This is a genomic window from Paenibacillus sp. FSL W8-0426, assembly GCF_037969725.1.
Classification (GTDB): Bacteria; Bacillota; Bacilli; order Paenibacillales; family Paenibacillaceae; genus Paenibacillus; species Paenibacillus hubeiensis.
Genome location: NZ_CP150203.1, coordinates 243,130 through 266,547, shown reverse-complemented (window position 1 = coordinate 266,547; position 23,418 = coordinate 243,130). Strand labels below are relative to the sequence as shown.

The following is a 23,418-nucleotide window of genomic DNA, read 5'->3' as shown; positions in this document are numbered from 1 at the left end:
ACCAAGGCTTGTCCACCTGACAAGCAGTGAAATTCGAGTCGGCCACAAGGTAGGATGTTCCAAATTCCTAACGTTTATGCTCCGCGTCAAAAACGAAAAGAACTGCCCGCGCGGTTAAGCGAAGCAGTTCTGATGAAGGGTGCACGGCTGGCTAAGTGCATGCATTGCATAAAGATTATGATCTGTTACGGCGGTAGTCTACGCCTCGTTCCAGAACCGGCGCAAATTGTCCATGGCGATTTTGGACGCGGCTTTGCACTCCTCCATGCCTTCGAATTCCACGGTAACGGCTCCGTCATAGCCGGAGTCCTTGATCAGTTTGACGATTTTGCGGATGGGAAGATCGCCTTGTCCCACGATCGCCCCGCGCATGTAATTGCCATGGGATGTGGTGAACCATTCGCCTTCGCCCGGATTTTCGTCGAACGGACGCACATAGAAATCTTTGAAATGAACGAGGGAAGCATACGGAAGATTATTCATGACTCCAACAATCGGGTCCTCGTCCACGCACAGGAAGTTGCCGACGTCCAGCGTCGTTTTGAAATTGGGCCGATCCACGGCATGCAGCACCCGCTGCACCCGGTCGCTCGCCTGCACGCTGAAACCATGGTTTTCGATCGTCGTTGTAATGCCGAAGCCTGCAGCATAATCGGCAATCAACTGGCTGCCCTTCACCATGAGCGGCAAATGCTGGTCGAACCAGGCAATCGTCATGTGCTCTTTCGGCAGCTTGAACGCTGTGACGTCGTGCCGCATATGCTTCACGCCCATCCGATGAACCACGTCGACGTGACGCTTCACCCGGGCAACCTCTTCCTCGAAGGCTTCCTCCGTCTCCTGCACGAAATTGGCGGGCATCGAATAATTGGACAGCTCAATGCCTGCGGCAGCCGCACGCTCCCGAATAGCGTCAGCCAGTTCCGGATTGTCCTCCACGGTATAACCGTATGGAACCATCTCCATGTGTTCGCCGCCATTTGCGGCAATCCAGTCGATCACGTCCAGCACCGTCATGCTCCCTGCGTTCAACTCGTTCAGCAGGCTGTAGGTACTCAGGCCGATTTTCATATGCTTACGCCTCTCCTCTGTATTTTCGGATAAACTCCACCGCTTTGCGAATATCCTGCTCCGGCTGGTCGCCGACCTCGCGCTCGATGGTCAGGTAACCGGTGTACCCGATGTCCTGAAGGGCTGCAAAATAAGCGGTAAAATCAACGCTTCCCTCACCTAGCGGAACCTCGCGGAAAAAGACGCCCGATGATACCATTTCCGCGATTTTGTCATGGTCCATCGGCGCATAACCAACGGCTCCGTAAACATCCCTCGGATCAACTTCCTTCAGGCGAACGCCATCCTTTACATGCGTATGCACAATGTAATCCTTCAACAGATGCACTCCTTGGACCGGATCATCTCCTGTGACCATGACCATGTTGGCCGGGTCGAAATTGACGGATACGCCGTTGGTCGAGAGGGTGTCCAGAAATCCCTTCAAATCGGCTGCCGTCTCCGGCCCGGTCTCGATGGCGAAATAGGCCCCTACGCTTTTGGCATATTGCCCCAATTCTTCGCAAGCGGCGTGAAGCGTATGATAGACTTCCGATGCCGGATCATGGGGAACGATGCCGATGTGCGTGGTCACGATGTTGGTCCCCAGATCCAGGGCCAGATCGACGATGCGCTTCGATTTTTCGACTTTCCATGCATTGTCTTCCTTCACCTGAAAACCGTGCCCGCCCAAATCGCCGACCAATGCCGAAATCTCCAGCCCGAGGGATGCGATGTAATCCTTCAGTTCCTTGCGGGCTGCCGGCGTGAGGTTCGCCGGGTCCATCTCGCCTTTGACCGCATAAATCTGCACGCCCTCCGCTCCGGCCGACTTGGCTTTGACCAGTCCCTCGCGTACGCCTACGCCAAAGCTATCCACGATGACGCCGATGTTGTTGGTTAATTTCATGCGTTACCCTCCCTGTTATGTTCGCTTCCCAGATTGGTACTGCCCTCTTCATGACGTGTTGCTGCTGTGCGGCTTACAAGCTTACCTTTTGCCATAGCTGCCTGTTTTTCCTGCCGATACGCCCGCTTTCCATCATAAACTTTTCCCGTCGTTTTCCGGCTGCTTACCTGCTGCCTTCACGAAAAGAATATGTCATGTTCGGCCAAAAAACGCTCCCTTCGCTTAGTGCATTGGCATCAGTTTCACTGACCTCACCTCATACGGCTTGAATGCCAGTCGAAGCACTCCGTCCTGACAAAAGAGTTCTTCGCCCTCATCCTCCAGCAGATTGACTGTACACGCTCTTATCGATGTTTGGGGCAAGCGCAGCTCCACGGTTTCCCTGCCACCGGAAGATTCATAGAAACGCAAAATCGTTCCCAAGCCGTCCTCGGCCGCTTTGACCGTATCCAGAATGACGTGTTTGCTGTCAAAGCGGAAATACGCGTATACGCCGGGCATTATACCTGCATGCTGCTCCGCAGCGACCACGTGCACCGGATGGTTCAGTTCCATGGCGCGGCGCACCACGCCCGCCTCACGCCAATCTCCCGCATGTGGCAGCAAGGAGTAGGTGAACTCATGCTCCCCTTGATCGGCATGTTCGTCAGGCCATTTCGGAGCCCGCAGCAGCGACAACCGGAGCGTCTGCTTTTTAATGTCATAGCCGTATTTGCAATCATTCAGCAGGCTGACCCCGCCATTGCCTTCGGAAAGGTCTGCCCAGCGATGGCCGCATACCTCGAATTGCGCCTGTTCCCAGCTTGTATTGGCATGACTTGACCGCTCCAACGCGCCAAACGGAATTTCGTAGGTCGCCCGGGTCGCTACCAAATCTACGGAAAAAGCTACCTTCAGCAGCTTATGACTCTCCGCCCACTGCACACGCGTCCTGAAATCGACGCGGCGCTGATGGCGGCACAGCACGATATCCTGCTCGATCTTGGATGCGCCCAGCTCCCATCGGAAGCGCAGCACATCCTGCACGCCGCCCTGTCGAACGACCTCGCTGGAGATCAAACGTGCCCGATCGGCGCGCTGCGACTCGAACCGGGGATCGATGTCCCATGCATCCCAATACGTGGGCCTGTCATGGAACAGCTGCAGCTCGTTCGCCAACTCACCGGGCTTCAGCCACTCGCGCTGCAGCGATTTATCATACCAGCGGGTAATCTCGCCCGCCTCGTTGAATTCGAGCACATATTCGTCCGTTTCCCAACGCGAAGGGACGGAATTGCCGGTATCGCCGGCATGATCCGAACCGACCACACGGTCCGATTCACCGGATGCTACAGATCGGTCGGCTTGGCGCAGCCACAACGTTGTATATCCAAATGCCGGGATGCCAGTCACGTGAATCATCAGCTTATGCACGCCTTCGCTCCGAACAAGCTCGCCTTCAAGACGATGCCCCTCCTGATCATAGGCAGCCATTTCCGGAATCGATGAATCCAGCGTGATTTCAATCACTTCATTTCGTTCCCAGCCCATGCTGTTGAAAATAATATACGGCTGTCCCTCTGCACCATCGGTGGCGATTTGCCCTGCAATATTATCCAGTGCGCCCGTCAAGGCCGACGTTCCCAGTTCAAAGACCTGAGCGTATTCTTGCGCCGATGTCACATAAACCTCGGGAATCGATGTTCCCGGAATAATGTCATGGAACTGGTTCAGCATGATCAGCTTCCATCCTTCATCCAGCTTGCTTTTCAACTGTGCCGGGTCTGCTCCGTGAACGGCAGCGCTCGAGACGCGCTCTTTTGGGATGGCCATTGATGTGGCAGCGCTCGAGAGACCCGCGAGTTGGCCCCACACTTCCGCTTCCCGGTACAACACCTCCGCTTTGCGGTTGCTGCGTTTGTTCCGTGCATGCGTCGTGTACGTTCCGCGGTGCAGCTCCAAATAAAGATCGCCATGCCACTGCGGCAATTCCGGCTGCCGCTCTGTTATGCCTTCGAAGAATGAAGCGGCCGTGCTGAACCTGCTGACAGGTTGACCCACCATAAAGGCGGCTTTTTCAGCCATCTCCACCATTTCGCTCGTGACCCCGCCGCCGCCGTCGCCATGCCCGTATAGGAGCAACTGCTCGGGATGAACTCCCTTCTGCCTGTAGGACTGCCAATGCTCCGCCACATCTTTCGGGCGCGTATGCTCATTCACGCCGTGGTTCAAGTAGGAGAGCACAGACGTACCGTCAATCCCTACCCACTCGAACAAGTCATGCGGAAAAACATTCGTGTCATTCCAATTCAGCTTGGTCGTCATGAAGTAGGAAATGCCTGCCTGCTTCAGCAGCTGCGGCAGGGACGCACAATATCCGAACGTATCGGGCAGCCACTCGATCTTCGACCGCTTGCCGAACTCGGCCTCGTAGAATCGCTGTCCGTACAACATCTGGCGCACCAGCGATTCACCGCTCGGAATGTTCAGGTCCGGCTCGACCCACATGCCGCCGACAAGCTCCCATCGCCCCTCGGCAATCCGGGCCTTGACGCGTTCGTACAGCTCAGGATAATGCTCTTTCGCAAAGGCATAGAGCTGCGGCTGGCTCTGGGAGTAGACGAAGTCCGGATACTCGTCCATCAGGGCGCACATCGTCGAGAAGGTGCGGCTGGTTTTGCGCACCGTTTCGCGTACCGGCCACAGCCAAGCGACGTCGATATGCGATTGCCCGATCAGATGCATGAATCCGGAACGGGCTGGCTCCGGGTCCACCTCCTGTACGGCAAGAGCGAGCGTATGCTCGAACTCGCCGACCCAGCCTGCGTCGCTCCAGCGTTCCGGATTGTCGTACATCTCATCCATAATCCGATGCACGGCCTGGATCAAGCGGCCCCTCTTCAGGTCGGCTTCCGGCAATTCGCGCAGCGATTCGGCGAGCACTTTTACGCTGTACATCAAGCTCTGCAGCGGGCGATTGACGTGTACGAGCGCTGCGCGGATGCCGCGGATCGGCGGGTTGATCGTGGCTTGCCGGTTTAAGGGATCGTGGGGCTCCGGAATCGGATCGTAAAGCTCCACCTCAAGCAGCGGATTCATGCCGGTCCGGCTTCTTGGCAATGGCACAAAGCCATGGTTCCGGTCCAAGCCGTGATACGGCTGGCCGTTCACTCGCAGCAATCCTTCGCCTCGGGTTTCAAAAACTAAGCCAATCGCGCCATCCTCCCACTCCGGCGGAATATCCAATGTAGTGCCCAGTCGATACGTCGTGCCATGAACGCCTTGCAGCGCCGTAATGTCCTCCAAGGCAGCCGCCTCTTGCTCGTCTTCATATTCGGCTGGAACAACGTATTTGGTCCTCTGCACCTGCCACTGTGGCAGCTCAATGCAATCAAGCCAGCGGCTCTGCTCCATATCCTGAATGAAACGATGAATGCGGATCATGCTTCTCCCCCCTTGTTCCGTACACGCAGCGTGCACTCGATTCCATCCTGCGAATGACGGCCTGCCTTCAACCTGAACTCACCCGGTTCCACGATGCGGCGCAGCTGCGAGTCCACGAGCGAGAGCTGCTCAAAGCCGACCTTGAGTGTAACAGTCCGTGTCTGTCCAGGTTCAAGCTCAATCTTGGTGAATCCCCCCAGCGCCAGTTCAGGTCGCGTAACGGAGGCGGTAACGTCCGTGACATAGAGCTGAACGACCTCCATTCCGGCAACGGTGCCGCTGTTCGTCACGTCTACATGAAGCTCTGCTTCCTCGTCCGGTCCGATCACTTCGGGCGTCACCCGGATATTAGCGTAGTCAAACGTGGTGTAGCTGAGCCCGAAACCGAACGGATATTGCGGTGCAAGTTCCATCTCCAAGTACCGTTTGCCACGGGTTCGTCTGGCATGGTACACCACCGGAAGCTGGCCGACATGCTTCGGAACGGACACGCTGAGCCTGCCGGAGGGGTTGGCATCCCCGAATAAAATGTCCGCGATGGCATTTCCGCCCTCCTGTCCGGGATACCATGCTTCCAGAATCGCATGCGCGTGCTCGTCGATCCACGGCTCTGCGATCGGCCGACCGTTGATGTACACCACAATGACGGGTTTGCCGAGCTTATGTACCTCTTGCACCAGCTCCAGCTGAACGCCCGTCAGACTGAGCGAAGAGCGGTCGATGCCCTCGCCGCACTCCATGTCGTTCCAAGGGTCGTCTGTAACGACAGAGGCCCCCGTTCTCAAATCAATCGTGCCTTCGCCGAAGTCCCGGGCGCTGGAGCCGCCCATGACCATCACGATGGCATCGGCCTGCTCCGCAGCGTCAAGCGCTTGAGCGAACCCTTCGCGCGATTCGCCCTTGATGCGGCAGCCCGGCGCGTAAAGCACCTCGGCCGCATCTTCCCCGAGCGACGCCAGGTTGGCGCGAATGCCCTCCAGTACGGTAACGACCTTTCCCTTCGGCTGAGGCGAGGTGTAATCGCCGAGTTGATTATAAACGTGGTTGGCATTCGGACCGATGACGGCAAGTGTATACCCTTTTTTAGCGAGGGGAAGCGTGCCGTTTTCGTTTTTCAGCAATACTATGCCTTCCCGGGCCACCTGCCGAGCCAGCTCCTTGTGCGCTTCGCAGCCGATGACCCGTTCCGCAAAGGCGGGATCGACGAACGGCTGCTCGAACAGTCCCAATCTGAACTTCAGCTCCAGCACGCGGCTCACCGCCTGATCCAGATCGTGCTCAGCCATAAATCCCTGCTCCAACGCTTGTTTCAGATGCTTACGGAACATATATCCCGACATTTCCATGTCCACACCCGCCCTCAGCGCCTGAGCTGCGGCCTGTTCGCCATTCTCCGCCGTGTTGTGGCCGTGCACCAGCATCTGGATCGCGCCAAAGTCCGTGATAACCACACCCTCGAATCCCCATTGCTCGCGCAAAACGTCATTCAGCAGATATGTGCTTGATGTGCAAGGCACGCCGTCGATTTCGTTGTACGCCGTCATGACGGAGCAGGCGCCTGCTTCCACCGCTTTTTTGAACGGAAGCAGGTCGATCTCATGCAGCTCCCGCATGCCCATATGTACGGGTGCCGCGTTGCGCCCGCCTTCCGAACTGCCGTAGGCCGCGAAATGCTTCAGCGTCGCCGCAATGGTATGCGGAGAATCCAAACGCTCGCCCTGCAAACCTTCGACGGCAGCCACAGCCAGCTCCCCAATAAGGTAAGGATCCTCGGCAAAGCACTCCTCGGTACGGCCCCAGCGTGGATCACGTACCACGTCAAGCACCGGCGAATAAGTCACCGCCCCTCCCTGGCTGCGCGTCTCCAGTGCGATGGCTTCGCTCATTTGCCGATACAGCGCAGGATTCCATGTACTCCCGACCAGCAAGGGTACGGGAAACACGGTTGCGCAGATCGCCATGTGACCATGCGAGCATTCTTCGCCGAAGAGAACGGGAATGCCGAGCCGGGAATGCTCAATCGCGTATCGCTGAATCTCGTTCATCGCCTCCGCACCCTGGCGCGGCGAAAGTCCGGTCTCCAGCGTCACCTCGGTCCACGGATCGGCACGAAGCGCGCCATAGAGCGACCCGACTCCTCCATCCGCCACGTCCTGCTTGAATGCTTCCGTCACCTGCACGGTGCCGTCCGCCTCTTTGGCGTACGCTTTCCAGCCCATCGGCTGGATCAACTGCCCAATCTTCTCCTCGGTCGTCATGCGCCCGAGCAGATCCTGCACCCGCTCGGGTACCGGACGTGAAGCATCTCTGTAGTCCATGTGCGTTCTCCTTTTGTACATCAAAATAGTATGCGAGAAGTACGAGCGCATCGGCGCCAACTTTTCATTCCCTGCCAAACGTCAAATGAACAATTCAAAAGGGTTCCTCAGTTTCTAACGAATCGTATACACGTTACTTCTAATAAACAGCAGCCTTCTCAGCTCTAACGAATCTCAGCAGCGTTATTTGCTGAAAATCGAGGGTCGATGCAGCATTTAAGGCGAAATTAACGTGTCTCATGTTCGTTAGAGCGACAGATCGGCCGATTTCGACGATATAAGGTGTCTGAGATTCGTTAAACTGTTCACGAGATGCACCGTCTTATCAAATAGCTTTACGGTAATCGCTCGGCGCCATGCCGACCACGTTTTTGAATGCCCGGTTAAAGGAGTTGTAGTTGGTATACCCTACTTCCTCGCTGATTTCCTGAATAGCTTTGTCGGTTTCCTGCATCAGCTGTTTGGCCTTCTCGATCCGCTGGCTGATCAGCAGGTCGACGAACTTCTCCCCGATTTCGTCTTTGAAAAGCTTGCTCAGGTACTTCGGATTGATATCGAACAGATCGCTCAAATAATTCAGAGAAAGGTCCGGATTGCTATAATTCTCCTCGATATACTTTCGAATCTCCAAAATGTTCGTCCCGTGTTTCTTGGAACAGCGCAGCTCGTTCATCCGCCGTGCAAGCTCCCGGAATCCTTCCAGGCACAGCAGGCGCAAATCCTCCTCCGTCTCCCATTCCTCCAGCCGCGGCAGCAGACCTCCGAACACTTCGGCCCAAAGCTCATGGTACTCGCGGGGAAGCTCAGCGAATTCCCGGTTGTAGTGCTGGAACAGCAGCTGGACCGTGTTCATGATCTCCTGCCTGGACAGAACCGAAGCGCGGATCTGCTCGAACAACCGATCGAAATGCTTCTCCCAATCGCCATCGGACAGCCGCATGGCCTGCACCAGCGAAGAGATGGTTTTCAGGAACTCGTAGACGTCGTTGGTCGAGTCCGGAACGTCCGAACAAGGGATAATCCGGTTAAGACCAAGCACAGCTTTGTAATCGAGTGTACGGACCGCCTCCTTGAAGGAGGCGCGCAAGCCGCGCAGATCAACAGCCACCCGCCCGACGCCGATCGTGACCGTAAAGTTCAGATATTGGCCCACCTGCTCCATGTACCCTGAGAGAAGCCGCTGTTCCGCATCCTCCAGCAGCACCCCTTCCGGCAGCCATGCAATGGCGTACAGCCTATGCCCCGCAATCCACTCTGCCCATACTTCCATGCCTTCCTTGCGGGCGTTCTCCTGCAGCATGCTCGACAGGACGAACTTCAGGAGCGACTGATCCTGAAGATGGTACTCGGCAGTAAAGCGGGCATAGCGGTCAATCTCCACCGCCATGACGGACCACCGCGTTCCCGGCTCGGGCAGGTTGAACCTGCGCATGCCTGCGGCCAATTCCTCTGCGGAAAATTCGGAAGTGCCTTCGAGCAGCTCCTGGAACAGGTACTTTTTATGCAAAATGAGGTTCTCCTCATGTTCCTCCTGATAATGCCTGGATTGCTCGATCATGCGCTCCAGCGTGGCATGGATGAAACGGAATTCGTTTTCCTTCGCCTGGTTGACCCCCGGCGCAGGCTGCTTCTGCGAGGCCACCGTCTCGATCAGCGTAACGATCTGCTGAAGCGGCTTGTAATTTCTACGGGTGACGTAAATCACCCAGATCACGCCGGTCAACACCACGGCCAGCGCAAACACAAACCAGATATCGTAAAACTTCAGGGCAAATTTGACGATTTTGCCGTTATTCAGCCCGGTTTGGACCTTCCATCCGCTGTAGCTGGACGTAAACTCCGAGAATACTTCGCCGGATGCTGCTTTGACGGCAGATCGCTCACCCATTGCTCCATCCCACAGATTGCCTCCCTGGTTGTTATAGATATGAACGAACGTGAACTCCGGATCATACATCTGCATGATCGATTTGCGCAGGGTGGCCAAGTCCACATTGACCACGATGAGTCCGGCACCATTGCTGGCTCCCCGGATCAAGGTGACGACCTGTTTGGCCGCCTGGGACGGAAACGCCTTGAACGCTCTGGCACCGACCCATTTTTGAATGTCCGCTTCGCGGCTGTCCCGGATAAAACCGGCATCGGGAAAATCGGCGACCGCAACCCGCTTTCCATTGCTAAACACCGTATCGTCCGTATTTCGAACGAGATAGATGGAATCGATTAGCGGGTATTCGATTTTCAGCTCGTCAATGGCCTCCATCGCCTGAATGTCCGCATAGACATCCCCGCCGCCGTAGCCGGCGTAATAATTTTTGAGGGTGCTGTTGGTCAACATTTCGCGCAATACCTTGAAATCGATCGACCGCAGCGAATTGTCCAGGTATTGGGTCACCTGCGAGGCCAGAAATTCATTGGCTTTGAGGGCTTCCCTCCGATTCTGTTCATTGAACACCTGGAAAAAGATAAAAAACAAAATGGTGGTCACGATAAAAAACACGGGCAAATACGACAACAGCAAACGTCTGAACCAATTGCTCCTCATCTCCGGAACCCCCCGCCACTGATATATGAATGAAATACATCACCCGCCCTTGCCTGGAGCGGCAAATATCCCCTCCGCTTATGAAACCTTCATTCAAATTCAACTCACATGAGCCCCAATGCAAGGAGTATAGGAGAAGACCGTCCCGGTCGCGATTCATCGGACCGGGACAGCCTCTTTTATAGATCCGTCTGGATTATTGGTTTTTCTCGATCGCGCGCTGGTAGATCTCCAGGTACTGACTCAGACCCAGCCCGTCAAATCCTTTCACGTACGCGTCCCACTCCTTGTCGATGCTCTTGCTGCCGATAATGAACTGGGCCATGTTGGTTTGCACGTAATCCTTGATGGCTGTGGTCAGCTGAGCGGCCGTTTCCGTATCCTCGGGACGGATGAAGACATTGGCAGGATAGACCTCTTTCGGGGCGTACGGCGCATACACATTGGTAGCCTGGGCAAGGCGCGTGCCGTAACCTTCGGCTTCAAGCGGGTTCTGCCCTTCAGCGAACAGGTTGCGGAACGTATTGGACAAATCGTGAGCACCGATTTGCGACCAGCTCTCGTTCACGACGATATTCGGATCGCGTTCAGGCAGGTTGTAGTAACTATACTTGGCAGGTTCGCCATTGATGTTTTTTTCGTCCGCCTCGGCCTTCTTCCATCCCTTTCCTTCCGTTGGACCGTACTCTGCATAGAGAGCACCCTCTTCGCTGAACATGTAATCGACGATCTGAATGGCCGCAATCTGTTGGGCTTCCGTCGCTTTGTTCGTGATGGCGAATTCGAATTCGCCTACGCTCTGCGTTGCTCCAGTCGTCTGCACGCCATCCGGCCCTTTCAGCGGAGGCACGATATCCCAGTGCTGATGGCGCGTAATCGTTTTGTCGTACGTATTCACCAGGTAACTGAGCAGCGCCGTCGTGACCGAGCCGACCGTTTCATCGCCTTCCTTATTGCCGAGCTGTCCGATTGCCTGATCGTTCTGCGTGAACGCCGCCGGATCGATCAAACCTTCGGAATACAGCTTGTTCATGTACTCCAGTCCCTTTTTCCAGCCTTCTTTGTTGGCGGCAAAGTCGACTTTTCCATTTTCCAGAATCAAATACTTATCATTGTCGTTATATATGAAACTGTTCATCAAGTAGGCATCGATATTGCCGTTCCATACATATTTGTTTGGGGCACCTGTCAGCGGAATCTCATCCGCTTTGCCGTTGCCGTTCGGGTCCTTCTCCTTGAACGCCTTCAGCACGGTGTACAATTCATCCGTCGTGGTTGGCATCTCCAGTCCGAGATTATCCAGCCATTCGGTATTGATCCAGTACTTTTGCGCATACGTGCAGTGGTAGCATTCATTGAAAATAGGAAGTGCATAGATATTGCCGTCCGGTGCCGTGATGGCTTCCTTGAAATACGGCTTCTCTTCCATGATTTTGGTCAGGTTCGGACCGTATTGCTGAATGAGGTCGTTCAGCGGAATGAATACCCCTTGCTTGCCGTAGTTCTGAAGGTCGGACGTCGTGAACTTGCCGTGCAGGAAAACTTCGGGATAGTCTCCGCTCGCCAGAAGCAGCTGCCTGCGGTCTTGAAGCGCGTCCGTCGGTGCCAGGTCCCATTTCAGCTTCACGTTGAACTTGTTCTCGATAAACCGGGTGAACTCGTTCTCCTCCATCGGCGCTTTGCCCTGCGGAGCGAAGAACGTCATCGTCACGGGCCCGCCGCTCTCGCCGCTATCCCCGCTCCCCGTGTCCGCCCCGTCCGATGAACCGCACGCCGACAGCAGCATCACCGAAGCTATGATCAGAAACAACATCGACAACCATGATTTTTTCAACCTGACTCCTCCTTTTGAATGAGAACGATAGTTATGCCCCTTCACGTCTTCCATGTTGATTTGGGTTTCCGGGTTCCATTCGGCTGCTCGCTTCTCTAAACGCGAATCCGGATGCCGGAGCGCTCCCTCACCTCCCTTCAAGATGCGCGAACGAAAGAATCGCTTCGTCCGTTATCCTTTCAGGGACCCGATCATGACCCCTTTGACGAAATGCTTCTGCACGAACGGGTACAGGATGAGGATCGGCACGCTCGCGACAACGATCAGCGCGTATTTCAGCACCTGCTCGAAGCCCTGATCGCGCAATTGCTGGCTTGTTCCGGCAAGCATGGCGGGATCGGCGGCGTTCAGAATCAGCAAATTGCGCAGCACGTATTGCAGCGGGAACAGATTTTCCGAGCGCAGGTAGATCAATGCATCGAAGTAAGCGTTCCAGTGCCCGACCGCGTACATCAGGGTCATGACGGCCAGAATCGGCTTGGATAAAGGAAGCACCACGCTGATGAGATAGCGGATGTCCCGGCAGCCGTCCATTTCTGCCGCTTCGGCCAATTCCTCCGGAATCGAAGACTGGAAGAACGTCCGTGCCACGATGACCTGGAACACCGCGAGCGCTCCCGGCAGCCACATCGCCCAGCGCGTATCCAGCAGATGGAGGTCTTTCATCAACAGATACGTCGGAATGAGTCCCCCATCAAAAAACATCGTGATCATCATGAAAATGATGAGAATGCCGCGGCCATAGAACGATTTGCGCGATAGCGGGTAGGCCAGCATGACGGTAAGCGTGACGTTGATCAGCGTACCGACCACGGTATAGATGATCGTGTTCCAGAAGCCGAGCATCAGCTGCTGGCTTTTGAAGATCGAAATGTATGCTTTGATGTTGAAATCGACCGGGAACAGCCATACCTGGCCTGACGTCACGGCCCGGGAGGAACTGAAGGAGGAGCTGATAATGTAAAGCAGCGGGTAGAACACGATGAGCAGCACCAGCGTCAGGAACAGGTAGTTGAAAAACATGAACACACGGTCTCCGAGCGGGTCCTTGATCCGGTTGCGATTAAACAGGTTGAGCATATGCATCGTCCTCCTTTACCACAGGCTGTTTTGGGATACTTTGCGCGAGATCGCGTTGACGACGACCAGCAGGATCAGGTTGATGATCGAGTTGAACAATCCCACTGCCGAGGAAAAGCTGAAGTTGGCTCCGATGAGCCCCACCTTGTACACGTAAGTCGAAATGACCTCCGAAGCGCTCGTATTGAGCGGATTCTGCATCAGAAATATTTTTTCGAAGCCTACGCCCATAATGCTGCCCAGGCTCAGAATCAGCATGATGACCGTGACCGGCACCAATGCGGGAATGTCGATATGCCATATTTTTCGCAGTCTCGACGCCCCGTCCATTCGGGCCGCTTCATACAGCGAAGGATCGACTGACGCCAGCGCCGCGATGTAGATGATGGAGGAGTACCCCATGCCCTGCCACACGCCGGACCAGACATAGATTGATTTGAAATATTCAGGGATGCCCATGAAGTTGGTCATCGGAAAACCGAGGAATGAGAATAGCCGGTCCACCACGCCCACATGCGGCGAGAGCATCAGAATGATGATCGATACCATGACAACGGTCGAGATGAAATGCGGAGCATAGGTTACCATCTGTACCGACTTTTTGAAGAAGCCCGTCCGGATTTCGTTTAGCGCCAGCGCCAGCAAGATCGGAATCGGGAAACCGGCAAGGAGAGAGTAGAAGCTGATGCCGATCGTATTTTTAATAAGCAGCCAGAAGTTGGGGGACTCGAAGAACGCCTCAAAGTGTTTCAGCCCAACCCATGGACTGTCCCAAATGCCCTTGACCACGCTAAAATCCTTAAAAGCGATCTGCACACCCACCATGGGAATGTATTTGAAGATCAGCAGGTACAATACCGGAGGCAGCACCAGCAGGTAGAGCTCCCAATGCTTTTTGAGGCTTTTGATAAACGGATGCTGCCGTTTCGGCTCAGCGTCGTTTCTGCGTTGCTGTAGTTCCAGCTTGGTGGGTAGGGTTTCCGTAGCTCGACTCATTCGCGTCACTCCTTCTATACTTCAATTGTAATGATACATTACATTTACATCCCTCAAACAGCCTCTAATTTTGCGACATCTCTTGTCTGGACATTAATGATGTGAACAATCATGTCAGGTAGCGCTTTCTTGAATTTGATCGTACTCTGTTGCACCCTCAACGATCAATTCACACTTTTCTCCCACCTCTCCAAATTCGAAAACCCCTTGTACCATCAAGGAAAAACGGCACTTTATCCTCCACGTTCCGTGAATCTGCGAAAAAAAGCATGCACCAAAAAATCCCCAAAAACCGTCGTGGTCTTCAAGGATTTTTCGGGTGAAATAGTAAAAGTTAGTCATCGGGCAACTCGTTAAAATTACTCCGCTCCGATCAAACGGAAGGTATAGGTAATCGGCACTCCTTCATCTGTGCTTTCCGTTCGTGGAAGCTCCACGGCAAATCCATCATGCGTACGCTGATATGCCAGTGCTCCGTCGATGCCAATCATTTCGATCTGCTTGACCTCGCCTTGGTAAGGGATGATTAGCCGACCGCCTGGTTGCTCCGGGACTTCGTCTTTTTGGTATAAACGGAAAGCATACACCACGTTTTCCTTGCGGGTAAACGCCCACTCTCCCGTATAAAAAGGCTCGCAGATTCGGGTGCCGTATACGCCTTCGCCGTGAACGCCAAGCCATTCGCCAAGGCCCTGAATGCTTCTCACAGCGCCTTTGGGCAGTCGCCCATCCGGCTGCGGACCGATGTTGAGTGCCAGATTGCCTCCTTTGGACACCACTTCAAGCAAAAGGTGAACCAATTGCCTTGGCGACTTGTACTGGTCATCGAAGCCAAAGGCGAACGAATGCCCCACCGTAATGCAGCTTTCCCACGGAATGTTCATGGGCCGGTCGGGGATCGTCTGCTCCGGCGTCACGATGTTTTCGTAAGGGCCCCCCACGGTACGATCCGCTGCCAGCAGCCATGGCTGCGTGCTCCGTCTGGCCCGCTCAACCACTTCGCCCAGGCGTATATCCTGACCGTGCCGTCCGGGACGGACCCAACCGGCATCCAGCCACAAGCATTCAATCCGTCCATACTTGGTCAGCAGCTCCATGATCTGCTCATGCGTGAATTCCACGAACTTTTCCCATAGCCACGGGTACTGCTTCGGATCGTAGGAAGGGCCGCGCCACATATGGCGTCCCCGTTCCATTCCCGGTGCCCAGTAATAAGGGGTATGCCAGTCCGCTTTGGAGAAATACGCCGAAATGCCGAGCCCGCGGGCACGAAACGCATCAAACAGCACGCGGCAGATGTCCGCGTATTTATGACGATGGAACGGCGTATCCGGGCCGGTAATGCGGTAATCGGTCGTATGCGTGTCCCACATGCAGAAGCCGTCATGGTGCTTGGTGGTGAACAGCAGGTATTTGAAGCCGTTGTCTGCCGCCAATTGCGCCCATTCATCGGGCTGAAAACGAATGGGGTTGAACGTTTTGTTCAGATCGAAATACTCCCGCTTGAACTGCTCCATGTCGTCCGTCCAGTCCACGTCGTTGCGCGACCAGTCGCCATCCTCATCGCTCAGCGCCCACGATTCGACCAATCCAAGCTGCGAGTAAGGGCCCCAGTGCATCATGAATCCCAGCTTCTGGTCTTTGAACCACTCCAAGCGCTCCAAGAGCAGCGGGTCTTCAGGCTTGACCCACTCGTCCTCCTTGCTGAAATTGTGCACTCCCGCCTCGACCACCTGTTCTTCCTGCTCCAATACGGTATCCTGCGTTTCGCTCATGGCGTTCATCTCCTCGTTCGGCATGATCCGAGGGTCCAACTATAGCGCAGCAATGGTGGCGTGCGATAGTTCGGTTGGATCCCCGTATTATATTCGTCGCTCGATGATGGAGCGGCGGTATGTCGGTCAACGATGGTTCAATCAAGCTCGCGTAATCTCGTTTTACCGTGTTACCTTGCTCGATGGCATGGCTATATGCGCGTGACTCAGCCTTCTTTTACAATTCGATCTCGCGCCCCTGGCGCGCCGACTCATAAATGCCGCACAAAATCTTCATGATCTCGACGCCGTCCTCGACCGGACTGAGCGTTTCCTTGCGGCCTCGCGTGCTATCGATGAAATGATTGATTTCGTTGCGGAAGGAACCCATGAAATCAAAGGACTTGGAATCGACCTGGGGCGTCATGTTCAAAATGGTGTTGAACTTCTCGCCAATGACCATAATCTCCGGCTCCAGCTCGGCTCCTCCTTTGTCGCCGTAAAGCTTGATCGACATTTCGTCCGATTTGGCATGCAGGGTGAAGCTGACGTCAATCAGCAGGCTTGCCCCGTTCTCAAAGCGAATCATCGCATTGGCCATGTCCTCCACGTTATTTTTGGAGGCATCGTAATCGGCCGCCTTGTAGAACGACAGGTTGCGAATATGCGCCCGATTGCCCAAAATGTTCGAAACGTTGGCAGAAACGGACTTCACCTTCGGCTTGCCCATCAGGTACCAACAGATGTCGATGATATGTACCCCGATATCGATCAGCGGACCCCCGCCCGAGCGTTCCCGGTCGGAAAACCATCCGCCCGGATTGCCCAGCCGCCGCAGGCAGGAAGCCTTGGCATAATAAATGTCGCCAAGCTCGCCCGCTTCGATGAACTGCTTCAAAATCTGGGCGTTGTCGCTATAGCGGCGGACAAAGCCGACCTGCAGCAGCTTGCCGCTGCGTTTGACGGCCTGCTCGACCGCGAGCGCCTCTTCCACGGTCTGGCAGAGCGGCTTTTCGCACAGCACGTTTTTGCCCGCATCCAGCGCGGCGATGCTGATCTCGGCATGCGAGTTGTTCCAGGTACAGATGCTCACGGAATCGATTTCCGGCATAGCGAGCAGGTCGCGATAATCGGTAAACACGCGGGAAGCGCCGTATTTCTTCGCCATGTCTTTGGCACGCTCTTCGTTAAGATCGCATATGGCATAGATTTCAACGTCAGGATTGTCGGCATATGCCTGCAAATGGCAGTCGGAGATTGAACCTGCGCCGATGACGGCAACTTTCAGTTTGGACATGGGTTTTCCCCTCCATGATTGTGGTATTGGTGTTGGTGTTGTTATCGCTTTCGATTTTTCATTTAGGATGAAATGCATAATGGCAACGCACGGCTACCCGCTGACGAACCTCAGACACCTTATTTATCGGAAATCCAGGTTGTCGGTGCTGTAACGAACCTCAGGCACGTTATTCCACCAGATTCGGGCATATTACTTGTGTTTCGACCCAAATAGCGCTGCTGAGGTTCGTTAGAATTTAAAAGGAAGCTAATCAGACAGTATAAGGTGTTTAATGTTCGTTAGAACTCTTCAGGTGTCGGCCTCTTCAACTACTTTTCCTCGGAACACCTTACACAGAGCATCATTCTTGAACTATTCCTTCCGGTCATTATCTGGGCATTTGCCCAGACACTAAGCTTTGCCCATGCATCTGTGGCTGCTTTCCCTACCGTGTTACACTAAAGCTCTTCCGGCCGTCTAACCTCCATCAGGCCCCTAAGCTTCCTCCCACAGCCTGCGCACGTTATCCATGGCAATGCACGAGGCGGTGCGGCAATCCTCCATGCCTTCAAACTCGACCGAGATATATCCGTCATACCCGGACTGTTTCAATACGCGGAACACACCGTACATGTCGATGTCGCCATGACCTACGATCGCCCCGCGCAAATAATTGCCATGGGCGGTTTGGAACCAGCCTTCCCCCGGATTCCGGGATTCCGGCCTCAAGTAAAAATCCTTCGCGTGAACCATCGAAGCATACGGGATGTTGTTTTTCACCGCACTGATCGGATCTTCATCCACGCACAGGAAGTTGCCAACGTCGAGCGTTGTCTTAAAGTTGTCCCGCGCCGTTTCATGCAGCACCCGGCGAACGCGTTCGCTCGATTGCACGTAATAGCCGTGGTTCTCCAGGCTCGTCGTAATGCCGCGCTCTGCCGCATAATCCGCAATACGCCGGCACGCCTGCACAATGATCGGCAGATCGGTCTCGAATTGGGCCACCGTTCCCTCATGCGCAGGGCGGAAAGCCACGTCATGGCGCATTCGCGTCACGCCGAGCGCGGCGGCAATGTCCACATGATTCATCACATTCCGAATTTCCTGCTCCAATGCCTCTTCGCTCTCCAAAGCAACGAAATTCGCCCCGATGGCATAGTTGGAAATGTCGATCCCGACTTCGGCGGCCGTGTCCCGAATCTGGCCAATCAAATCCGGCTGATCCACGAGACTGTAACCCATCGGCACGATCTCCACATGCTCGCCCCCTTGCTCGGCGATGAAACGAATGGCATCCAGAACCGTCATGTCCCCGCGATTTAACGCTTGCTGCAAACTATAGGTGCTAAGGCCAACTTTCATTCTTCCCATCCTCTCTCCCGTTTCGTGTAGTTGAACCACTCACTTATTTGCTTATATCCAACGTATACCGTGTTTCATTCCATCGCACAATTGCCGATAATCGCGCGGTATTCTATTTTCCATTTTCCACGTCCAGCACCGCCCGATCCACAAAGGTGACGGCCCTCTCCGCCGGAGCGTGAAGCTCAAACACGATCAGTTCGTTCCCACCCGGACGAAGCAAGGGAGCTGGCACGTACAACGTCTGCTGCGGCCCTTTGTTCCAGTAACGCCCCAGATTAAATCCGTTGATAAACGCAACCCCCTTCGTCCAACCATCCAGCCGCAAAAACGTATCCTTGGCTTCATTCACGTCAAACTGCCCCCGATAAAAACACGGTCCCTCGGCGCTCTCAACCCGTTCGAATTGCAATCCGGACAGTTCGGACAACGGCAGGCAATGGATCGTCCAATCGTACAAAAATTGAAACCCATGCCGCACGCCTTCCGTGATGCCTTTAGGGTCCTTCAGATACGGCCCGTAATTGATGCGTCCCATGTTTTCCACCAGAATGGCGATGTCGGCACCTTCCTCCGGCACGGCAAAGGAAACCGACAATTCGGCATTGCCCCGTTCCAATACTCCCCGGTATGTCCCGTTCACAAAAATGAGCGCCCTGTCCCGCACCTCCTGCACCACCAGCTCCTGCTCCTCCCTTGGGCCAGTGATCCGTGTACGGTACAAAATAAAGCCAACATCCTGGCCCAGCTTCTCCATCGGCTCCGGGCAATTGCGCCGCACCGCTGACGAAAGCGCATCCAGCCGCGTAAACAGCGGCGCCTGTTCCGGCAGTTCCACCTTCCCGTACGCCATCGTGCCGACCGGTTCGGGAAGCTCCAGCTCTCCGAGCTCGATATGCCGCCCGATGACCTCTCTTACCGCATAGAATTTGGCGGTCGGTTCCCCCGATTCGCTCAGCGGCGAATCGTAATCGTAGCTGGTGACGGTCGGTTCGTACCGTTCTTTCTCCTGGCAGTTGGCTCCATTATAAAACCCAAAATTCGTGCCGCCATGGAACATGTAGACATTCACCGAAGCTCCGGCAGACAGCATGTCATCCAGAACCTGCGCCACATCCGCCGCATCCCTGACATGGTGCCGCTCACCCCAATGATCGAACCAGCCGTTCCAAAATTCCATACACATCAGCGGTTGGTCCGGCTGATATACACGCAGCTTGGAGAATGCGCCTTCGCTGCCCGAACCGAAATTAACCGTTGCCAGTTGGCCCGGTACCGAACCTGCCTGCAGCATGGCATCCGTCGGTCCGTCCGAGGTGAACAGCGGCACGTCCATCCCATGCCTCAGCATGCTGTCCCGCAAATGGGACAAATAACGGGCATCGTTCCCGTAGCTGCCGTATTCGTTCTCGATCTGCAGCGCAATGATTGGTCCGCCTTGCGTGCTGAGCAGCGGCTTCAACTTGGGCAGCAGCATATCATAATACCGGTCCACTCTCTCCAGGAACCGGCTGTCCGCGCACCGCAGCGGCATGCCCTCTTCCGCGAGCAGCCAGGCGGGCAAACCGCCGAATTCCCATTCCGCACAAATATACGGGCTGGGCCGAACGATGACGTGCAGCCCCATGCTGCCGGCCAACCGGACAAATCGCTCGATATCGGCCAGCCCATCGAAACGAAGCTTGCCAGGTTCCGGCTCATGCAGGTTCCACGGCACATACGTTTCGACCGTGTTGAAACCGCAAGCCTTCAGCTTCAGCAGGCGATCCTCCCAATATTCGGGGACCACCCGGAAATAATGGATCGCGCCGGAAATGATCCGGAAGGGGCGATCCTCCCAGAGGAATTGCCCGTTTTCAATCTGCAGGACCGTCATGCCCTCGCCTCCTTCGCGGTGCTTCTATATATGCCAAACCCGGATAATGTCGGGCACCACCGGGATTGCTCTATAGTCAGACGAACAGCGTCAGCCTCAACTGGATCAAAACAGCAAATTCGTTTGTAACCCACCACGGTTCCGCAGTAGATCTCCTGCCATGATCCATCGCAAGTACGCGCGTCCAGTCTGAATCGTTCGATCCGCTGGCCGGATCGGATATGTTCCATCAGCACGATTCGGTCAAAGATCGCCCTTCCCGGCAGTTCCAGCTGCAACCATGCCTGCTCCGTGCCCTCGCGAGGGGACCAGTATGTCTGCTTGTCGCCGTCCAGCACCATGGCGGGTGTATGCTTCCCACCCCGGGCTTCCGATGCTTCGGCACGTGCTCGTAACGCCAGATTGTCCCTGAACGTCTCCCTCAGATGATTGCCCAGCTCGTTCAACCGCTCCAGATCGCGTTCATGGATCAACCCCCGCTTGTCAGGCGGCAGGTTCAGCAAAAAGGTGGCATTGCCGCCAACCGCCCCATAATAGACGGCAAGCAATTCCTTCAGCGACTTGACCTGGTCATCCTCGCTGGCATGATAGAACCAGCCGGGACGGATCGACGTGTTCACTTCGGCCGGATACCAGATTAACCGCGAATGGCGCCGGATCACCTCCCGGCTGCCAAGATCGTCATCCTGCGTGCCGATGCGGCTGGCGAATTGTCCGTCATCCACCTGCTGCGATTCGGCCTGAATCTTCTCATTATCCTGCATATGCGCAGGGACGACGCTCCATTCCGAAGAACGCACACATCCGGCTTCATTGCCGCACCAGCGCACGTCCGGACCGCAAACCGAAATGACCGCCCCCGGTTGAAGCTCGCGAATAAGCGCGTAGTACGCTGGCCAGTCGTATTCCTGCCGTTTGCCGTTTGGTCCTTCCCCGCAAGCACCGTCAAACCATACGCAGAACAGCTCGCCGTAACCGGTCAACAGTTCACGCAGCTGGTTCAGGAAAAACGCGTTGTAACGCGCCGAATCGCCGTATGAAGGCTCATGCCGATCCCATGGGGAAAGGTATATGCCGAAACGCAGCCCGCCTTCGCGGCACGCCTCCGCGACCTCGCGAACGAGGTCGCCTCTCCCTTCGCGCCACGGGCTCGCGGACACGGTATGATCCGTGTGCTTGCTTGGCCATAAGCAGAATCCGTCATGGTGCTTGCAGGTCAGGATCAGCCCGGTCATGCCGGCCGACTTGCACGCTCGCACCCACTGGCGCGCATCCAGTTCCGTGGGAGCAAATAACGCCGGATCCTCGTCTCCCGTTCCCCATTCGCGATCCGTGAACGTGTTTACCGTAAAATGTATGAACGCGTAGAATTCCATCTCCTGCCAAGCCAGCTGCCGTTCGGATGGAACGATCCGTGCCGCCGCTTTGATCCAATCGCTCGCAGGTGTTCCCGAATGTACCATGCATGCCCTCCTCCTTTTCCGTACCGCAATGGTGGGCTAACCCCTTGTATCTATCATAAAAGCCGAGATTGCCAACCACCATTCACAAAACGTCCGGCTTTTTGACCTTTTGTGCCATTTCATCCTCAGCGGACTACCTTTTCTGCGACATGCGCCAAGCGTCAAGTTCATCTTTTACAGCCTACATCCGAGTGATATAATCTTGGCAACATGACCGTTGGGGGCGACGAAATGTACACTGACGTGATTTTTCCGAATATGACCAACACGCTGCACATTACGGGCTGCCATTTCGGCGCCAAACCGCCCGGTTGGCGATATCCCAGACATCACCATCATTTGTATGAAATCATGTATTGCCAGGCCGGAACAGCTAGGCTGAAGCTGCAGCATCTCGAGATCCGGCTTCGGCCCGGAGATTGGCTGTTCATTCGTTCGGGTACCCGGCACGAAATGGAGAATATGGCCGAAAGCGAGGATTGCTTTCGTTTCTTCGACATACACTTCGATATGGACGATTACTCCATACGCAAGACGCTGAGCCAACGCGAATACCATCTTCTTCCCGCCTCCATGGCGGAAATGGCTGGGTTGACGGAATACGTCGCACACATCGAACGGGAGATGCAGCCCAGTTTGGCGTCTGCAGGCGAGATGCCCGCCGCGGAGACGGAACGACGCCTGACGCTGAACCCTGTCCAGAAAATCGCGCTCCAGGCCTACATTCTGCTCATTATTCAGGAAATTCTCCGACTGGCCGTGAAGGTAGAAGAGGAGTCGATGGCCGCCGAACCGCTGCATTCGACCATTCATAAAGCCGACACGGCCCATCTCATTGAAGAGAAGCTGCAGCACCTCATCTCGGGCGAAGGCTCCATAAGCCAGGCAGCGGACGAACTGAATCTGAGCCGCAGCCAATTCACCAAAGTGTTCAAAGAAATATACGGCATATCACCACGCCAGTACCTCACTGAAACCAAACTCAACCGAGCCAAGCAAATGCTGGTAAGCACAAGCAAAACGGTCGAGGACATCGCCGATGAGCTCGGCTATCATTCCGTCAGTCATTTCTCCAGGCAGTTCAGGCGGGGCACGGGATTATCGCCCAACCAGTTTCGCCCGCGGCCTCGGGCCTGAGGGGATTGTACGGAAGAAAGGAATGAAAGGAATGAAAGTCTCTCCCTGCATTCGCCGTAGGAGGCGTCGACGGGGATGCCCCCTCCTAGAAATAACGAAAAAAAGACACCTCAAGGGTGTCTGAATGGCAGGCCTTTGCTAAAATGCAGGGGCCTTTGTGTGAACTGTTTTATTATTTTTTGCGCCGTGCCTTCGTCATGCGGGTATACATAATAAGTGCAGCGATGATCATGGCAATCATGGCGAGATTGCTGGCTGCCTCATGCGACAGGCCAAAGAGCAGGGCCAAGTTGGTCACCAGGCTTCTCGTAATCAGCGCCACCGCAATCAACAGGATCGGACTCCAGAAATTGTACCTTCTCACGTTTCGCGACCTCCCGGAACAGTTTGT

General features: G+C 55.2%; 15 protein-coding genes. 1 reads left to right on the top strand and 14 read right to left on the bottom strand.

Annotation, left to right across the window (positions count from 1 at the left end; all coding sequences use genetic code 11):
* Positions 1 to 198: 198 nt before the first annotated feature.
* The 13 genes from MKY59_RS01220 to MKY59_RS01160 all read right to left on the bottom strand — a co-directional run bounded on the left by MKY59_RS01220 (position 199) and on the right by MKY59_RS01160 (position 21,890).
* Positions 199 to 1,071 carry a sugar phosphate isomerase/epimerase family protein gene (locus tag MKY59_RS01220; protein WP_236420322.1) on the bottom strand — a complete coding sequence of 291 codons (873 nt, stop codon included), beginning with the start codon at positions 1,069 to 1,071 and terminating at the stop codon, positions 199 to 201.
* 4 nt (positions 1,072 to 1,075) lie between these two features.
* The gene (locus MKY59_RS01215) at positions 1,076 to 1,960 is read right to left on the bottom strand and encodes a sugar phosphate isomerase/epimerase family protein (protein ID WP_339275598.1); all 885 of its coding nucleotides are present in this window, start codon (positions 1,958 to 1,960) and stop codon (positions 1,076 to 1,078) included.
* Between the two features lie 222 nt (positions 1,961 to 2,182).
* Positions 2,183 to 5,383 carry an alpha-mannosidase gene (locus MKY59_RS01210; protein WP_339275596.1) on the bottom strand — a complete coding sequence of 1,067 codons (3,201 nt, stop codon included), beginning with the start codon at positions 5,381 to 5,383 and terminating at the stop codon, positions 2,183 to 2,185.
* Positions 5,380 to 7,701 (bottom strand): glycoside hydrolase family 3 N-terminal domain-containing protein, encoded by a 2,322-nt coding sequence (locus MKY59_RS01205; RefSeq protein ID WP_339275595.1) that lies wholly within the window; start codon positions 7,699 to 7,701, stop codon positions 5,380 to 5,382. The genes MKY59_RS01210 and MKY59_RS01205 overlap by 4 nt, the downstream gene beginning before the upstream one ends.
* A 325-nt stretch (positions 7,702 to 8,026) precedes the next feature.
* A complete protein-coding gene (locus tag MKY59_RS01200) occupies positions 8,027 to 10,246 on the bottom strand; it encodes a helix-turn-helix domain-containing protein (RefSeq protein ID WP_339275594.1) in 2,220 nt (739 codons plus the stop codon).
* A gap of 196 nt (positions 10,247 to 10,442) precedes the next feature.
* Positions 10,443 to 12,080 carry an ABC transporter substrate-binding protein gene (locus MKY59_RS01195; protein WP_339275593.1) on the bottom strand — a complete coding sequence of 546 codons (1,638 nt, stop codon included), beginning with the start codon at positions 12,078 to 12,080 and terminating at the stop codon, positions 10,443 to 10,445.
* Positions 12,081 to 12,251: 171 nt separating this feature from the next.
* Positions 12,252 to 13,160, bottom strand: coding sequence for a carbohydrate ABC transporter permease (locus MKY59_RS01190; RefSeq protein WP_339275591.1), 909 nt, complete (start codon positions 13,158 to 13,160; stop codon positions 12,252 to 12,254).
* Between the two features lie 15 nt (positions 13,161 to 13,175).
* Entirely contained in the window at positions 13,176 to 14,156 is a 981-nt protein-coding gene (locus MKY59_RS01185) for an ABC transporter permease subunit (protein WP_339275589.1), read from the bottom strand.
* Between the two features lie 359 nt (positions 14,157 to 14,515).
* Entirely contained in the window at positions 14,516 to 15,931 is a 1,416-nt protein-coding gene (locus MKY59_RS01180) for an alpha-L-fucosidase (RefSeq protein WP_339275587.1), read from the bottom strand.
* 217 nt (positions 15,932 to 16,148) lie between these two features.
* A complete protein-coding gene (locus MKY59_RS01175; protein ID WP_339275585.1) occupies positions 16,149 to 17,207 on the bottom strand; it encodes a Gfo/Idh/MocA family oxidoreductase in 1,059 nt (352 codons plus the stop codon).
* A gap of 477 nt (positions 17,208 to 17,684) precedes the next feature.
* Positions 17,685 to 18,551 carry a sugar phosphate isomerase/epimerase gene (locus MKY59_RS01170; RefSeq protein WP_339278298.1) on the bottom strand — a complete coding sequence of 289 codons (867 nt, stop codon included), beginning with the start codon at positions 18,549 to 18,551 and terminating at the stop codon, positions 17,685 to 17,687.
* Between the two features lie 112 nt (positions 18,552 to 18,663).
* On the bottom strand, positions 18,664 to 20,427 hold the full coding sequence (locus tag MKY59_RS01165; protein WP_339275584.1) for a beta-galactosidase: 1,764 nt from the start codon (positions 20,425 to 20,427) through the stop codon (positions 18,664 to 18,666).
* Positions 20,424 to 21,890 (bottom strand): alpha-L-fucosidase, encoded by a 1,467-nt coding sequence (locus MKY59_RS01160; protein WP_339275582.1) that lies wholly within the window; start codon positions 21,888 to 21,890, stop codon positions 20,424 to 20,426. The genes MKY59_RS01165 and MKY59_RS01160 overlap by 4 nt, the downstream gene beginning before the upstream one ends.
* 231 nt (positions 21,891 to 22,121) lie before the next feature.
* Here MKY59_RS01160 and MKY59_RS01155 point away from each other — a divergent pair, with 231 nt between their 5' ends.
* On the top strand, positions 22,122 to 23,027 hold the full coding sequence (locus MKY59_RS01155) for an AraC family transcriptional regulator (RefSeq protein ID WP_339275580.1): 906 nt from the start codon (positions 22,122 to 22,124) through the stop codon (positions 23,025 to 23,027).
* A gap of 172 nt (positions 23,028 to 23,199) precedes the next feature.
* Here MKY59_RS01155 and MKY59_RS01150 read toward each other — a convergent pair whose 3' ends face one another.
* Positions 23,200 to 23,391 (bottom strand): hypothetical protein, encoded by a 192-nt coding sequence (locus tag MKY59_RS01150; RefSeq protein WP_236420336.1) that lies wholly within the window; start codon positions 23,389 to 23,391, stop codon positions 23,200 to 23,202.
* Positions 23,392 to 23,418: the final 27 nt, after the last annotated feature.

What these genes read in the sequence shown, in the direction of transcription:
- MKY59_RS01180 (WP_339275587.1), bottom strand. Translation starts at nt 15,931, where the DNA reads ATGAGCGAAACGCAGGATACCGTATTGGAGCAGGAAGAACAGGTGGTC.
- MKY59_RS01165 (WP_339275584.1), bottom strand. Translation starts at nt 20,427, where the DNA reads ATGACGGTCCTGCAGATTGAAAACGGGCAATTCCTCTGGGAGGATCGC.
- MKY59_RS01210 (WP_339275596.1), bottom strand. Translation starts at nt 5,383, where the DNA reads ATGATCCGCATTCATCGTTTCATTCAGGATATGGAGCAGAGCCGCTGG.
- MKY59_RS01205 (WP_339275595.1), bottom strand. Translation starts at nt 7,701, where the DNA reads ATGGACTACAGAGATGCTTCACGTCCGGTACCCGAGCGGGTGCAGGAT.
- MKY59_RS01170 (WP_339278298.1), bottom strand. Translation starts at nt 18,551, where the DNA reads ATGAAAGTTGGCCTTAGCACCTATAGTTTGCAGCAAGCGTTAAATCGC.
- MKY59_RS01200 (WP_339275594.1), bottom strand. Translation starts at nt 10,246, where the DNA reads ATGAGGAGCAATTGGTTCAGACGTTTGCTGTTGTCGTATTTGCCCGTG.
- MKY59_RS01190 (WP_339275591.1), bottom strand. Translation starts at nt 13,160, where the DNA reads ATGCTCAACCTGTTTAATCGCAACCGGATCAAGGACCCGCTCGGAGAC.
- MKY59_RS01185 (WP_339275589.1), bottom strand. Translation starts at nt 14,156, where the DNA reads ATGAGTCGAGCTACGGAAACCCTACCCACCAAGCTGGAACTACAGCAA.
- MKY59_RS01215 (WP_339275598.1), bottom strand. Translation starts at nt 1,960, where the DNA reads ATGAAATTAACCAACAACATCGGCGTCATCGTGGATAGCTTTGGCGTA.
- MKY59_RS01155 (WP_339275580.1), top strand. Translation starts at nt 22,122, where the DNA reads ATGTACACTGACGTGATTTTTCCGAATATGACCAACACGCTGCACATT.
- MKY59_RS01220 (WP_236420322.1), bottom strand. Translation starts at nt 1,071, where the DNA reads ATGAAAATCGGCCTGAGTACCTACAGCCTGCTGAACGAGTTGAACGCA.
- MKY59_RS01175 (WP_339275585.1), bottom strand. Translation starts at nt 17,207, where the DNA reads ATGTCCAAACTGAAAGTTGCCGTCATCGGCGCAGGTTCAATCTCCGAC.
- MKY59_RS01160 (WP_339275582.1), bottom strand. Translation starts at nt 21,890, where the DNA reads ATGGTACATTCGGGAACACCTGCGAGCGATTGGATCAAAGCGGCGGCA.